This window comes from Streptomyces sp. NBC_01283 (genome assembly GCF_041435335.1).
Classification (GTDB): domain Bacteria; phylum Actinomycetota; class Actinomycetes; order Streptomycetales; family Streptomycetaceae; genus Streptomyces.
This window is the reverse complement of record NZ_CP108430.1, coordinates 6,201,926-6,217,008: the sequence shown is the minus strand read 5'-3', so window position 1 is coordinate 6,217,008 and position 15,083 is coordinate 6,201,926. Positions and strand designations below refer to the sequence as shown.

Sequence of the window (15,083 nt, the reverse complement as noted above, 5' to 3'; positions counted from 1 at the left end):
GGGGGTTGCAACATGGCGGGGAATCGTCCGGCGGATTGGCATGTCCTTGACTTGGACAAGGACCCGACGCCCGGGGACCCGGACCGCGTCCGGAACCTCGCCAAGAATCTGCACGACTTCGCCGACGACGTGTCGAAGGTCCTCCGTGACATCAAGGGGATGGCGGGCGAGGACGCCATCCTGACCTGGGCGGGCAAGACGGCAGAGTCCTTCACCTCCGAGTTCGAGGACGCGCCGGGCAAGCTGAAGAAGCTCAAGAAGAGCTACGAGATGGCCGGCGACGCCCTCTCCACCTACTGGCCCGAACTCGAACGCTCCCAGGCTCTCGCCGACAAGGCCCTGGCCAAGGGCCGTGAGGCTCAGACCAGCCTCTCCGCCGCCCAGTCCCGCCTCACCTCAGCCGACTCCTGGGTGGACAGGGCGGGCAAGGAAGCCGACAAGTACAAGGACGACGACGGCGGTTCCAAGGCCGGCAAGGACGTCCCGAAGCCCGACCCGGACAAGGTCAAGGCCGCCACCCGCAACGCCAACTCCGCCGAGAAAGCCCAGACGGCGGCGAAGTCGGACGTCTCCGCCGCCCAAAGCAGTCTGGACGCGGCGAAGAAAATGGCCGAAGACGCCCGCAAGATGCGTCAGGACGCGGCCGGGACGGCGAAGAAGAAGCTCGAGGACGCCTCCGACGCCGGGATCCAGAACCGCAAGTGGTGGGAGGAAGTCGGGGACTGGGTCACCGACAACTGGGACACCATCGTCGCCGTCTGCAAAGTCGTCGTCGCCGTCCTCGGCGTCATCGCGATGATCATCGGCGGGCCCATCCTCGGCGCCATCGTCCTCATCGCCGCCCTCGTCGTCCTCGCCGACACCCTCAACAAATACGCCAACGGGGAAGCAGGCCTACTCGACGTCGCCTTCGCCGCGCTCGACTGCATACCCGGCATGAAGGGACTGACCTCCCTGGGCAAGCTCGCCAAGGGCATGAAGGGCCTCAAGGCCGGGATGAAGGGGCTTGGCAAGGGCCTCAAGAACGGTCTGCGGCGCGGCGGGGACGATCTGGCCACCAGCAAGCCCGCCAAGAGCCGCTGCAAGAACGGCGACCCCATCGACATGATCTCCGGCGAGATGATCATGGAGAAGACCGACGTCGAACTGCCGGGCCTGCTCCCGCTGATCCTGCGGCGCACACATCTTTCCACGTACGAGTCGGGCCGGTGGTTCGGCCCGTCCTGGGCCTCCACGCTCGACGAGCGCCTCGAACTCGACCACGAGGGCGTCGCGTTCGCCACCGAGGACGGCATGATCCTGCTCTATCCGGCGCCCACGCCCGGCGCCTCGGTGCTGCCGGTGGCAGGCCCGCGCTGGCCGTTGGACTGGGACGGCACCCCCGGTACTCCCCTCCGCATCACCGACCCGCACACCGGCCACACCCGCCACTTCCTCCCCGCTCCTGCCCCTGCCGGTGCCGTAGAGGGGCCAGAGACCCTGCCCCTGCGAGCCATCACCGACCGCAACGGCAACCGCATCGACATCGACCACGACCCCACCGGCGTCCCTACGGCGATACGCCACACCGGCGGCTACCACCTGAACGTGGACACCGACGACCACCGCATCACCGCCCTGCGCCTGCTCTCCCCCGCCACCGAAACCACCGTCGAGGACGCCCCCGCCACCACCCTCGTAGCCGCCTACAGCTACGACGGCCTCGGCAATCTCACCGAAGTCCACAACTCAGCCGGACCGAAGCTGCACCTGGACTACGACGACCGCGCCCGCATCACGTCCTGGACCGACAGCAACCGCACCTGGTACCGCTTCACCTACGACGACGAAGACCGCTGCGTCCGTGGCCAGAGCACCGCCGGTCACCTGTCCTGCACCATCGAGTACCGCCCGGACGAGCAGGAAACCCGCTACACCGACGCCCTAGGCCAGACCACCGTCTACCGCTACAACGACCTCGACCAGCTCCTCTCCGAGGCGGACCCGCTGGGCGGCACCGTCCACACCGAGTGGGACAGGTGGAACAACCTGCTCGCCCGCACCGACGCGCTGGGGCACCGCACCGAGAACACCTGGGACGAGCAAGGCAATCTGACCGCCACACGCGGTCCGGACGGCACCCGCGCCAGCGCGGAGTACAACGACCTGAACCTGCTGGTCGAGCTCGTCGGCCCGGACGGCGCCGTCCAGCGCCAGACATGGGACGAGCACGGCAACCGCACCAGCGTGACCGCCCCCGACGGCACGACGCACCACTTCACCCACGACGCCACCGGAGCCGTGTCCACCATCACGGACCCCCTCGGCCACACCACCGAGCTGCGCTGCAACGCGGCGGGCCTGCCGCTGGAGGTCACGGACCCGCTGGGCGCGGTGACCCGCTACGACCTCGACGCTTTCGGCCGCCCGCACACGATCACGGACCCGACGGGCGCGACCACGCGCCTTGAGTGGACGGCGGAGGGTCAGCTGGCGCGGCGCACGGAGGCGGACGGTTCGTCGGAGTCGTGGACGTACGACATCGAGGGCAACTGCGTCTCGCACACGGACGCGATGGGCGCGACCACGACACACGAGTACACGCACTTCGACCTGATCGCGGCCCGCACGGACCCCGACGGCGCCCGCTACGAGTTCGACCACGACACCCAGCTCAAGCTCCGCAAGGTCACCAACCCACAGGGACTGACCTGGAGTTACGAGTACGACCCGGCGGGCCGCCTGGTGGCGGAGACGGACTTCGACGACCACACACTGACGTACACCCTCGACGCGGCGGGCCAGTTGGCGGCCCGTACGACGGCCATGGGCGACGTGATCACCTTCGAACGGGACGTGCTGGGCCGGACGGTCACGCAGAACGTGGCAGGCTCCGCGATCACGCGCTACACCTACGACGCGACAGGCGCCCTCACCGAGGCGGTGAGCCCGGACGTGACACTGACCCTGGCGAGGGACAGGGCAGGCCGTCTGATGTCCGAAACGGTCAACGGCCGCACCCTGACCCACACTTACGACGCACTGGGCCGCCGCACCAGCCGCACCACGCCGTCCGGCGCGACGAGCACCTGGACGTACGACGCGGCAGGCCACGTCACGGAACTCGCCACGGCCGGGCAGAGGCTGGCATTCACGCACGACGGGGTGGGCCGGGAACTCACCCGCACGGTCGGCGGGGCCCTGACGCTGACGAACGCGTACGACGTCGTGGGGCGCCTGGCGGAACAGGAGCTGACGGGCCCGGCCCGCACGCGTATCCAGCACCGGGCGTACACCTACCGTGCCGACGACCACCTGACCGGCATGGAGGACCAGCTCAACGGCGCGCGCCGCTTCGACCTCGACGCGGCGGGACGCGTCACGGCGGTCCGCGCGGCAGGCTGGACGGAGACCTACGCCTACGACGACGCGGGCAACCAGACCGACGCCTCCTGGCCGGCCCCCATGCCGGGCCAAGAGGCGACGGGCCCCCGCACCTACACCGGCACCCGTATCACCGCGGCAGGCAGCGTCCGCTACGAACACGACACGGCGGGCCGCACCACCCTGCGCCAGAAGGCCCGCCTGTCCCGCAAGCCCGACACCTGGCACTACACGTGGGACGCGGAGGACCGCCTCACCTCCGTGGTGACCCCCGATGGCACGAGGTGGCGCTACGTCTACGACCCCCTGGGCCGCCGCGTGTCCAAGGAGCGCCTGACGGAGCAGGGGGTGGCGGAACAGGTCCACTTCACCTGGGACGACATGACCCTCTGCGAACAGACGAGCCACACCCCGGGCGCACCGGAATCAGTGACCCTCACCTGGGACCACGACGGCCTGCTCCCCCTGGCCCAGACAGAGCGCAAACACCTCACCGACGAAGAGGTGGACGCCCGCTTCTACGCCATCGTCACCGACCTCGTCGGCACCCCGACCGAACTCCTCGACGAGCACGGCGACATCGCCTGGCGCAGCAGAACCACCCTCTGGGGCACCACGGTCTGGAACCGGGGCGCCACCGCCTACACCCCCCTGCGTTTCCCCGGCCAGTACTACGACCCCGAGACGGGGCTGCACTACAACTACTTCCGGCATTACGACCCCGAGACCGCCCGCTACCTCTCCTCGGACCCGATCGGTCTCGCCGGTGGCTTCGCGCCGCACAGTTACGTGCCCAACCCGTTCACGTGGATCGACCCGCTCGGCCTTTCCCTCCTCGACGTCAGCAAGAACGGCGTGAAGATCGTCGTGCACGAGTACGACGTCGACAAGCCGGCGCACGCCCATGTCACCGGTGGCGGGGGTCGCGAGGTCAGAATCGGACCGAACGGCAAACCCCTCCACAACCAACCGGAGCTTTCGAGCAAGCAACGACAGGCGGTGGAGCACTTCAAGCCGCAGATCAGGACCGCCGTCAGGAAGCTCGGCAAGCGGAGTCAGGCGGAGGAGCGGGCTGCGAAGGAGCAGCGCGAGGCCGCCGACGCCGCCAAGAAACCCTGCAAGTAGGGATGAAGCGATGACATTGCATTCCGATGTGGCCGCGTTGCTGGCGGAGGCCGGCATCGTCGACGTGGACGTCGACGAAGCCGTCGCGGACGAGCACGCCCGGACATCCGCGTACCTGCGCGTCGTCTCGGTGATCGCCGCCTCGCCGAGCCGCGACCGCGACCGGGACCGCGCGATCGTGGCCACGATCCTGCGCGACCCCAACGACATGGGGGCCAAGACGGCGGTGGTCGCCCTCGTGGACGAGGTCGCGTATGAAGTGAACGGCCCTGACGAGTTCCGGCAGTGGTCGGACGGACTGCTGCCGGAGATCGACCGGCTCAAGGCGGAGGGGGTCCGCGAGTTCATCCGCCGCCGTATCCACGACTGGCTGTTCTACCTGTCCGTCAAGGACGGTCACGTGCCGACACCGGCCGAGTTGGCGGAGGTCACGGACTGGATGCAGCGCCACCTCGCCGAGTGGTCGACGTCGCCGGCGGTACTCGCCGTGGTCGCCGAGTCGGCCCGCACCAAGAAGACACGCAACATCGCGAAGAACCGGGCCGGAAGCCGCGAGCTGAGAGCGGAATGAGCCGGTAGGGGTCGGCAGGGGCCGTGGGCGGCCCCCGCGGAGAACGCCCGAAGGGGCAGCTCCCCCGCACAGGGAGCTGCCCCTTCTTGGTGAACCGGAGCCGATGCCGCATCGGTGAGGGTCGGGGACACGGCGTCGGCCCCGGAGTCCGACCGGTGGCCAGGAGAGACCTACCGGTGGTCGCTGCCCGCCGACTCCGACGCCGCGCGCCCCGCCTCCAGGCGGGCCACCGGGATGCGGAACGGGGAGCAGGAGACGTAGTCCAGGCCCACCTCGTGGAAGAAGTGCACGGACTCCGGGTCGCCGCCGTGCTCGCCGCAGACGCCGAGCTTCAGGTCGGGGCGGGTGGCGCGGCCGGCCTTGACCGCGTCCTTCACCAGCTTGCCCACGCCGTCCTTGTCGATGGTCTCGAAGGGCGAGACCCCGAAGATGCCCTTCTCCAGGTACGCCGTGAAGAAGCTCGCCTCCACGTCGTCCCGCGAGAAGCCCCAGACGGTCTGTGTGAGGTCGTTCGTGCCGAAGGAGAAGAACTCGGCCGCCTCCGCGATCTGGTCCGCCGTGAGCGCCGCACGCGGCAGCTCGATCATGGTGCCGAGCGCCAGCTTCAGCGCCACGCCCGTCGTCGCCTCGACCTCGGCGATGACCTGCTCGGCCTCCTCGCGGACGATCTCCAGCTCCTGGACCGTGCCGACGAGCGGAATCATGATCTCCGCGCGCGGGTCGCCCTTGGCGTTCTTGCGCTCGGCCGCGGCCTCGGCGATCGCCCGTACCTGCATGGTGAACAGGCCGGGGATGACCAGGCCCAGGCGTACGCCGCGCAGGCCCAGCATCGGGTTCTGCTCGTGCAGGCGGTGCACGGCCTGGAGCAGGCGCAGGTCGTTCTCGTTGGAGTCCTTGCGGGACTCGGCGAGGGCGACGCGTACGGAGAGCTCGGTGATGTCGGGCAGGAACTCGTGCAGCGGCGGGTCCAGGAGGCGGACCGTGACCGGGAGGCCGTCCATCGCCTCGAAGAGCTCCACGAAGTCGCGCTTCTGGAGCGGCAGGAGCTCCTTGAGGGCCTTCTCGCGGGCCTCGTCCGCGTCGGCGAGGATCAGCCGCTCGACCATCTCGCGGCGCTCACCGAGGAACATGTGCTCGGTGCGGCACAGGCCGATGCCCTGGGCGCCGAAGCGGCGGGCCCGCAGCGCGTCCTCTGCGTTGTCGGCGTTGGCGCGGACCCGCAGGCGGCGTACCCGGTCCGCGTACGCCATGATCCGGTGCACGGCGCCGACCAGCTCGTCGGCGTCGTCGGCGCCCGCGTGCATCCGGCCCTCGAAGTACTCGACGACGGGGGACGGCACGACGGGGACCTCTCCGGCGTAGACCTTGCCGGTCGAGCCGTCGATGGAGACGACGTCGCCCTCCTCGATGACCACACCGCCGGGGGCCGTCAGACGGCGCCGCTTGGTGTCGACCTCGATCTCCTCGGCGCCGCAGACACAGGTCTTGCCCATGCCGCGGGCGACGACGGCCGCGTGCGAGGTCTTGCCGCCGCGCGAGGTCAGGATGCCCTCGGCCGCGATCATGCCATCGAGGTCGTCGGGGTTGGTCTCACGGCGGATGAGGATGACCTTCTCGCCCGAACGCGACCACTTGATGGCCGTGTACGAGTCGAAGACCGCCTTGCCGACCGCGGCACCGGGTGACGCGGCGATGCCCCGGCCGAGCTGCTCGACCTTCGCGGTCTCGTCGAAGCGGGGGAACATCAGCTGGGCGAGCTGCGCGCCGTTGACGCGCTGGAGCGCCTCGGCCTCGTCGATCAGACCCTGGTCGACGAGCTGCGTCGCGATGCGGAAGGCGGCACCGGCGGTGCGCTTGCCGACGCGGGTCTGCAGCATCCACAGCTGGCCGCGCTCGATGGTGAACTCGATGTCGCAGAGGTCCTTGTAGTGCGTCTCAAGGGTCTCCATGATCTGCATGAGCTGGTCGTACGACTTCTTGTCGATCTGCTCCAGCTCCGCGAGCGGGACGGTGTTGCGGATGCCCGCCACCACGTCCTCGCCCTGCGCGTTCTGCAGGTAGTCGCCGTACACGCCCTGGTGGCCGCTGGCCGGGTCGCGGGTGAACGCGACGCCCGTGCCGGAGTCGGGGCCGAGGTTGCCGAAGACCATGGAACAGATGTTGACCGCGGTGCCCAGGTCGCCGGGGATGCGCTCCTGGCGGCGGTAGAGCTTGGCGCGGTCGGTGTTCCACGACTCGAAGACCGAGCGGATCGCGAGGTCCATCTGCTCGCGCGGGTCCTGCGGGAAGTCGCGGCCGGCCTCGGTCTTGACGATCTTCTTGAACTTCGTGACGAGCTTCTTGAGGTCGGCGGCCTCCAGGTCGGTGTCGACCGTGACCTTCTTGGCGGCCTTGGCGGCCTCCAGGGCGTCCTCGAAGAGCTCGCCGTCCACGTCCATGACGGTCTTGCCGAACATCTGGATGAGGCGGCGGTAGGAATCCCACGCGAAGCGGTCGTCGCCGGACTGCTTGGCGAGGCCCGTCACCGACTTGTCGGAGAGCCCGATGTTCAGGACGGTGTCCATCATCCCGGGCATCGAGAACTTGGCGCCCGAGCGGACCGAGACGAGCAGCGGGTCATTGGCCTGACCCAGCTTCTTGCCCATCTTCTTCTCAAGGGCGTCGAGGTGCGCACTCACCTCGTCGCGCAGCTCGACCGGCTCCTCGCCGCTGGCGAGGTAGGTCTTGCAGGCCTCTGTGGTGATCGTGAAGCCCGGAGGGACGGGCAGCCCGAGGTTGGTCATCTCGGCGAGGTTCGCGCCCTTCCCGCCGAGAAGGTCCTTGAGGTCCCTGTTGCCCTCGGTGAAGTCATAGACGAACTTCACGACCGCATCGCTCGCATCGCTCGCATCGTTCTGCGCTACGTGGGGATCTTTGTTTTCCGACACGGGTCTCGACTCCTCGAGGACTCGGTGGCTGCCCTGACGGCGAGGAACATACCCAGATCGAAGGCGCATGGGTACGTCCACTTGTGCGTCATGCGGCCGTAACCACCCGTCCGCCAGTAGATCGAAAGTGACTCAGCGGTAGCCCGATCGGCCATCATGTATTCAAGTCTTGAACACTCAACTCCTGTAGACCCAGTGATTCGCTCGAATGAGCGGCCCATACTCAGATGTGAGTTCACCTCATGAATGATCGAGCAGTGGCACTGAGTGCCACCCCTTCCAGAAGTGCAGTCGGTCTTAAAGCGCTCATCTGAGCGCAAGGCCTATCAGGGGTGGCGAGAATCACGCCGTTTGAAGCCTCCGGATGTCAGCATCCGGACGCGGAACGAGACGGTCGCGCGCCCTTCACACGCCGAGCGCGGCCAGCCGTTCCTCCGCCCGGCGCGGGGCGTACAGGTGCTCCACCACCAGCGTTCCCGCACCGATGAGGGCCGCGCGGTCGCCGAGACGCGAGGTGACGACCTCCAGATGAGCGGTGGAGCGGGGCAGGGCACGCTGGTAGAGCAGTTCGCGCACCCCGGTCAGAAACGGTGTTCCGGCCAGATCTCCAGCGATCATGAGAACTCCGGGGTTCAGGAGCGTGACGACGGTGGCGAGCACCTCGCCGACCTGCCGCCCCGCCTCGCGCGCGAAGCCGACCGCCACCGGATTCCCCGCCTCCAGGAGCTCCCGCACATCAGCCCCCGACGCCGCGGGGACACCCGCCTCCCTCAGCCGGCGGGCCACCGCACGGCCGCTGGCCACCGCGGCCAGACAGCCGTACGAACCGCACTTGCACAGGGCGGCGGCCGCGCTTCCGGGGCCGTCCGTCCCTCCTGAGCCCGCCGTGCCTGCCGTGCCCGTCGAGCTCCCTTGGCCCCCCGGCACCCTGATGTGCCCGATGTCCCCGGCTCCCCCGTCGATGCCCCGGTAGACCGCGCCGTCCACGACGACGCCCGCGCCGATGCCGGTGGAGACCTTGACCAGGGCGAAGGCCGAGCACTCCGCGTACGAGGCGCGCTGTTCGCCGTACGCCATGAGGTTCGCGTCGTTGTCGACGAGGACCGGGAGGTCGGCGGGGCCGCCCGTCTGCTCGGTGAAGGCGCGGCGCAGGCGGCCTCTTATGTCGTAGCCGTCCCAGCCCGGCATGATCGGCGGCTGGACGACGCGGCCCGTCTCGCTGTCCACGGGCCCCGGCACCGCGAGTCCGATGCCGCAGACCGAGGCCGGGGAGCGGTCGGCCTTGCGCAGCAGCTCGGCGAAGCGGATGCCCAGCTCGCCGAGGACCGCGTCCGGGCCGTCATCGATCGCCAGGGGGCCCGCCTGCTCGGCGACGATCTCGCCGGTGAGGCCGAGCAGGGCGGTGCGGACGTGCCGGGTCTCCAGGTCGGCGGCGAGAACCACCGCGTGGGCGTCGTCGAACTCCAGACGGACGGCGGGGCGCCCGCCGAGCGACGAGCCCGCCTTGTCAGGGGGGCCGCCCGCGCCCTCCCGCAGCCAGCCCGCGCGGAAGAGCCGGTCGAGACGCTGACCGACCGTGGCCCGGGAGAGCCCGGTGGCCTGCTGCAGGGCGCCGCGCGTGGTGGCCCGTCCGCTGCGCACCAGGTGGAGCAGGTCCCCGGCCCCCGCATGCCGGCCGGCCGCGCGTCCACCCGCCGCCTGCCCCTCGTACTCCGCTCGGTCCGGCATCCGCTCTCCCCTTGTGCTCGTCAACTCCGCGTTACATATTGGGTTTTGCGTGTTGAGTAGACGTAACTCTAAGGTGGCCAACACGAAACTGACAGGGCGTCGAGCCCCTCGGGGAGAACCGCGTGGACCGCACGAACGTGGGCCGCACAGCCCAGCTCACCACCCGCCGAGCCACGACGTCCCTGCGCGAGCGCGCCGCCGAGGTGCTGTGGGCCAACTGGACGGGCACGTCGACGGTCCCCTCCCGGCAGCTCTATCCCCACCAATGGTCCTGGGACTCCGCTTTCATCGCGATCGGCCTGCGTCATCTGTCCCCCTTACGGGCGCAGTTGGAGCTGGAGACGCTGCTCTCCGCCCAGTGGGGCGACGGCCGCGTCCCGCACATCGTGTTCAATCCTGCCGTCCCCCTGGACGCCTACTTCCCCAGCCCCGACTTCTGGCGCTCCACCACGGCCGGGCGCACTGCCGGGGCACCCGGTGCCATCCACACCTCCGGCATCGTCCAGCCGCCGGTCCACGCACTCGCCGTCTGGCTGGTGCACCGCGCCGACCCGGGGCTCTCCCGCGCCCGTTCGTTCCTGGCCCGCACCCACCCCCGGCTCGCCGCCTGGCACCGCTACCTGCGCTGCCGCAGGGACGCGGGTGGCGCGGGGCTCGCCTCCGTGCTCCACCCCTGGGAGCAGGGCATGGACAACAGCCCCTGCTGGGACGCCCCGTTGAGCCGGGTGACCCCGGCCGATCCGTCCGCCTACCGGCGCGCCGACCTGGACCACGGCGCCGCGGAGGACCGGCCGACCGACCTCGACTACGGCAGGTACGTGCGGCTCGCGGCCGACTACCGCGATCGCGGCTACGCGGACGGCGGATGCGTGGGCGGGGAGTACGCGGACGGGGCGGGCGAGTTCGCCGTCGAGGAACCCTCGTTCAACGCGCTCCTGATCGCCTCCGAGCACGCACTGGCCCGTATCGAGGCCGAGCTGGGCCTGCGGGACGCGTCCGTCGTACGGGAGGCGCGTGCGCGAGCGCTCACGGGCACCCTCGTCGAGCGCCTCTGGGACCCGGCGGACGGCCTCTTCCTCTGCCGCGACCTGCGCTCCGGGGACCGCCGCGAGCTGCCCTCCGGGGAGCTGGTGCCGGAGCTCGGGGTCGGCGGGCTCGTCCCGCTGATCCTGCCCGCGCTGCCCGCCCCCGTCGCCGCCGCGCTCGTACGGACCGCGTGCGGACCGCACTTCGGGCTCGGCGGGCCCGCGCGGCTCGTGCCGAGCTACGACCTCACGGGAAGCGCCTTCGACCCACGGCGGTACTGGCGCGGACCCGCATGGTTCAACACCAACTGGCTTCTTGAGCGGGGGCTTCGGCTGCACGGCGAGCGCACACGGGCCGACGGTCTGCGGCGTGCGCTGCTCGAAGTGGCCGGGGAGTCCGGGTTCGCGGAGTACGTGGACCCGTACACAGGGCGGGGCTGCGGTGCGCGCGGCTTCGGCTGGAGCGCCGCGCTCGCCCTGGATCTGCTGCTCGACGATCCCGCCGGGCGTGACGAGGAGCCGCACACGAGGCCCGCCGAGGCGCCTTCCGTCGCGGTGACGAGGAAGAGGTTCAGGGATGACTGATCGGCGTCAACCACTGGTGCGGGGCGGTACGTTCGCGGCGCTCGGCGCGGGCGGCGACATCAGCGGGGTGCCCGGCGGCACGGCCCCGGACGGGCTCTTCGTGCGTGACGCCCGGCACCTGAGCCGCTGGCAGCTGACGGTCGACGGGGCCGTCCCCGAGGTCCTCGCACCGGTGTCGGACACCGACGCGGACGCGGGCATCGCGCGATGCGTCCTCGTCCCGCGCGGCGGCAGGCAGGAGCCCGCGTCCTGCACGCTCTTCCGCGAACAGGCCGTGACGGAGGGCACGTTCGTGGAGTCGCTGCGCCTCACCAGCAATCGCGCGGTGCCGACGACCGTGCGGATCGCGCTGACCGTGGACGCCGACTTCACCGACCAGTTCGAGCTGCGCTCCGACCACCGTACGTACGCGAAGACCGGCGCCGTCAGGTCGCGCACGGTCATCACCGGCGACGACGAGGAGGCCCGGGGCATCGAGTTCGCCTACCGGCGCCGCGAGTGGTGCTCCCGCACGAAGGTCACCGCGGACCCCGCGCCGGACGCGGTCGAGGAGACCGGCACCGGTGCGCGGCGGCTCGTCTGGACCTTAGGCCTCGACGCGCACGGCACGGCGGAGATGACACTGCGCGTCGCGGCGCATCCGCACGGGGCGCCCGAGCCGAGCATGCCGACGGGCCCCACGGAAGCATCCGCCCAACTCACCAGCTTGGAGGCCGAGTTCGCGTCGGGCGTCGAGATCCCCGATGGCTGGCCGGAGCTCGCGGCGGCGTGCCGACGGGGCCTCGCGGACCTCGCCGTACTCCAGGTGCCCGCGTCGGGCCCGGACGGCGAGCCGCTGAGCGTACCGGCGGCGGGGGTCCCGTGGTTCATGACGCTCCTGGGCCGCGACGCCCTCCTGACCTCGCTCTTCGCCCTCCCCTATCTGCCGCGCCTGGCCGCGGCGACGCTCCCCGCGCTCGCCGCCACCCAGGCGACGGAGGCCACCGAAGGTGCGGTCGCCCAGCCCGGCAAGATCGTGCACGAGGTACGGCACGGGGAGCTGGCCCACTTCGGGCAGGTGCCGTTCGGGTGCTACTACGGCTCCGTCGACGCGACCCCGCTCTTCCTCGTCCTGCTCGGCGCCTACACGGAACGGACGGGCGACACCGCGCTTGCCCGCCGCCTGGAGCCGCACGCGCGGGCCGCCATCGGCTGGATCCTCGACCACGGAGGCCTCACCTCGCGCGGCTATCTCGTCTACCGCGCCGACGAGGGCGGCCTCGCCAACCAGAACTGGAAGGACTCCCCCGGCGCGATCTGCTCCGCCGACGGCAGCCGCGCCACGGGCCCCGTGATGGCGGCGGGCGCGCAGGGCTACGCGTACGACGCCCTTGGCCGTACGGCGTGGCTGGCGCGCACGGTCTGGGGCGACACGGTGTACGCGGACCTCCTGACGCAGGCGGCGGCCGACCTGCGGGACCGCTTCCAGCGGGACTTCTGGATGCCGGAGGCGGGCTTTCCCGCGCTCGCCCTGGACGGCGAAGGACACCAGGTCGACGCGCTCGCGTCGGACGCCGGGCACCTGCTGTGGTCGGGCCTCCTGGACAAGGAGTACGGGGAGGCGGTGGGCCACCGCCTCCTCGAACCGGACTTCTTCTCGGGCTGGGGAGTACGCACCCTGGCCGCCGGCCAGCCTGCGTACCACCCGCTCTCCTACCACCGGGGTTCGGTGTGGCCGCACGACAACGCCCTGATCACCTTGGGCCTGGCACGCTACGGCCTGCACGACGAGGCGCGGGCGGTGGCGCGGGGCCTGGTGGCGGCGGCGACCCGGGGCGGCAACCGGCTGCCGGAGGTACTCGCGGGCTACGACAGGGACGCCCACCCGGGCCCGGTCCCTTACCCCCACGCGTGCGTACGGGAATCCCGCTCGGCGGCGGCGCCGCTTGCGCTGTTGAGTGCGGTGGGGGGATAGGGGATCGCGGGGCGAGGCGCTCGCTCTGGGCTTTGGGGCCGGGGGCCGGAGGCCGGGTGCCGGAGGCCGGGTGCCGGAGGCCGGGTGCCGGGGTGCCGGAGGCCGGAGGCCGGGTGCCGGGGTGCCGGGGTGCTGGGACCTTGCGGGTTCCGGGGGTCTGCGCGCCGGGCTCCCGGGGCCTTGCGCGCCCGCGCTCCAGGGCTCTGCGTGCCGGGGCTCCTGGGCCCTGGGTGCCCGGGCTCCGGAGCCCTGCGCGCCGGGACTCCGGAGCCTTGGACGCCGGCGCTCCGGGGCCTTACGTGCTTCACGGCTCCGCGCGCCGTCGATCACCGCCTCCGCCGAGTTCGTCCTCAGACGCCGGACCGGCTGGAGGGTTCCGCCTCCGGCAACGCCATCAGCTCCGCCCGATAACGCCCCGCCATCCCCACGGCCCTGGCCCCGCCCAGCGCGACGACCCCGATCATCCGCTCCCCCAGGTAGTAGCCGTACACCACGTCCCCGTCCTCGGAGTCCGGATCGCCCCCCAGCAGCCGCACTCCGTCCCCCACCCCCGGAAGCCCGAACGACTGCACCCGCACATCGACCTGATCGCTCCAGAACGACGGCAGCGGCGCGAACGGCGTCGCGTCGTGCGGTGACGCGGCCCCGTCCCCCGACAGCCCCGCCACCAGCACCCGCGCCGCATGCTTCGCGCAGTCCGCCGGCATCGACCAGTGCTCGACCCGCCGCGCGAGCGCCCCGTACCGGGGGTTCGGGAAGCGCGCCACATCCCCCACGGCGACCGCGTGCGCAAGCCCCCCGATCCGTAGCTGCGCGTCGCAGAGGATGCCGTCCGTCAGGTCGACCCCCGCACTCGCCCCCAGCCACTCCACGTTCGGCAGCGAACCGACCGCCTCGACCACCACATCGGCCCCGCACTCGCTCCCGTCGTCCAACGCCACGTAATCAGCGGCGTGTTGGGAGACCAGCCGCCCCATTCGGAACCGCACCCCGCGCGCCTCGTGCCGTCGTCGCAGCACCCGCCCGAGCCTCTCCCCCACCGCCAGCATCATCGGCTCGGTCTCCGGCGCGACGACCGTCACCTCGCACCCCGCCCTGCGCGCCGTGGCCGCCACCTCGCAGCCGATGAAGCCCGACCCGATCACCAACACCCGTACGCCCTCGGCAAGTTCGGCACGCAGTGCCGCCGCGTCCTCCAGTGTCCGTACGACATGCCGTGGCGGACCCCCGGGCAGAGGAAGCCTGCGTGGCCGCACCCCCGTCGCGGCCACCAGACCCTCGTACGCATGGACCGAACCATCGGCCAGCGTGAGTGTGCGCGCGGCCAGGTCGGCGGATTCGACCGCCGTACCGAGCCGCCATTCGACGTCGGCGATGCTGGGGCGATGGCGCAGCGCCGTGGTGGCGGCGGGTGCCTCCCCCGCGAGGACCTCCTTGGACAACGGGGGGCGGTTGTACGGGAGATGGGGCTCGTCCCCGTACACCGTGATCGCCCTTTCCCACCCCGCCGCCCGCAGCTGCTCGGCCGCCCGCAGCCCGCCGAGCGACGCGCCGACGACGGCGATTCCCCCCGGGGAGGCCACGGCGGGTCAGCCCTCGACCCGGATGGCCTGCAGCGGGCAGACGTCGGCGGCGTCCTCCGCGTCGGCGCGCAGGGCTTCGTCGGGCGATTCGACGTACGCGAGGTGGCCGTCCTCGTCGAGCGTGAAGACCTCCGGCGCCGCGAAGACGCACTGCCCGTGGTCCTGGCAGACGTCCAGGTCGACGGTGACCTTGAGCATGTGAACTCCCGGTGCGGTGAGGGG

At 71.1% G+C, this 15,083-nt stretch carries 8 protein-coding genes; 4 read left to right on the top strand and 4 right to left on the bottom strand.

Annotated elements, in window-relative coordinates; all coding sequences use genetic code 11:
- Positions 1-51 precede the first annotated feature (51 nt).
- Positions 52-4,488 carry an RHS repeat-associated core domain-containing protein gene (locus OG302_RS28090; RefSeq protein WP_371529308.1) on the top strand — a complete coding sequence of 1,479 codons (4,437 nt, stop codon included), beginning with the start codon at positions 52-54 and terminating at the stop codon, positions 4,486-4,488.
- A gap of 10 nt (positions 4,489-4,498) precedes the next feature.
- A complete protein-coding gene (locus OG302_RS28085; RefSeq protein ID WP_371529307.1) occupies positions 4,499-5,059 on the top strand; it encodes a hypothetical protein in 561 nt (186 codons plus the stop codon).
- 170 nt (positions 5,060-5,229) lie between these two features.
- Here the strand turns inward: OG302_RS28085 and ppdK are convergent, their stop codons facing one another.
- Together ppdK and OG302_RS28075 are read right to left on the bottom strand one after the other, a co-directional pair.
- A complete protein-coding gene (gene ppdK / locus OG302_RS28080) occupies positions 5,230-7,986 on the bottom strand; it encodes a pyruvate, phosphate dikinase (RefSeq protein WP_371529306.1) in 2,757 nt (918 codons plus the stop codon).
- Positions 7,987-8,391: 405 nt separating this feature from the next.
- A complete protein-coding gene (locus OG302_RS28075) occupies positions 8,392-9,714 on the bottom strand; it encodes an ROK family protein (protein WP_371529305.1) in 1,323 nt (440 codons plus the stop codon).
- A gap of 122 nt (positions 9,715-9,836) precedes the next feature.
- Between OG302_RS28075 and OG302_RS28070 the strand changes: the two genes are divergently transcribed.
- Entirely contained in the window at positions 9,837-11,324 is a 1,488-nt protein-coding gene (locus OG302_RS28070; RefSeq protein ID WP_371529304.1) for a hypothetical protein, read from the top strand.
- Positions 11,317-13,278 carry a glycogen debranching N-terminal domain-containing protein gene (locus tag OG302_RS28065; protein ID WP_371529303.1) on the top strand — a complete coding sequence of 654 codons (1,962 nt, stop codon included), beginning with the start codon at positions 11,317-11,319 and terminating at the stop codon, positions 13,276-13,278. Before OG302_RS28070 ends, OG302_RS28065 begins: the two co-directional genes overlap by 8 nt.
- 350 nt (positions 13,279-13,628) lie before the next feature.
- Here OG302_RS28065 and OG302_RS28060 read toward each other — a convergent pair whose 3' ends face one another.
- The gene (locus OG302_RS28060; protein ID WP_371529302.1) at positions 13,629-14,861 is read right to left on the bottom strand and encodes an NAD(P)/FAD-dependent oxidoreductase; all 1,233 of its coding nucleotides are present in this window, start codon (positions 14,859-14,861) and stop codon (positions 13,629-13,631) included.
- Between the two features lie 6 nt (positions 14,862-14,867).
- On the bottom strand, positions 14,868-15,059 hold the full coding sequence (locus tag OG302_RS28055; RefSeq protein WP_371529301.1) for a ferredoxin: 192 nt from the start codon (positions 15,057-15,059) through the stop codon (positions 14,868-14,870).
- Positions 15,060-15,083 lie beyond the last annotated feature (24 nt).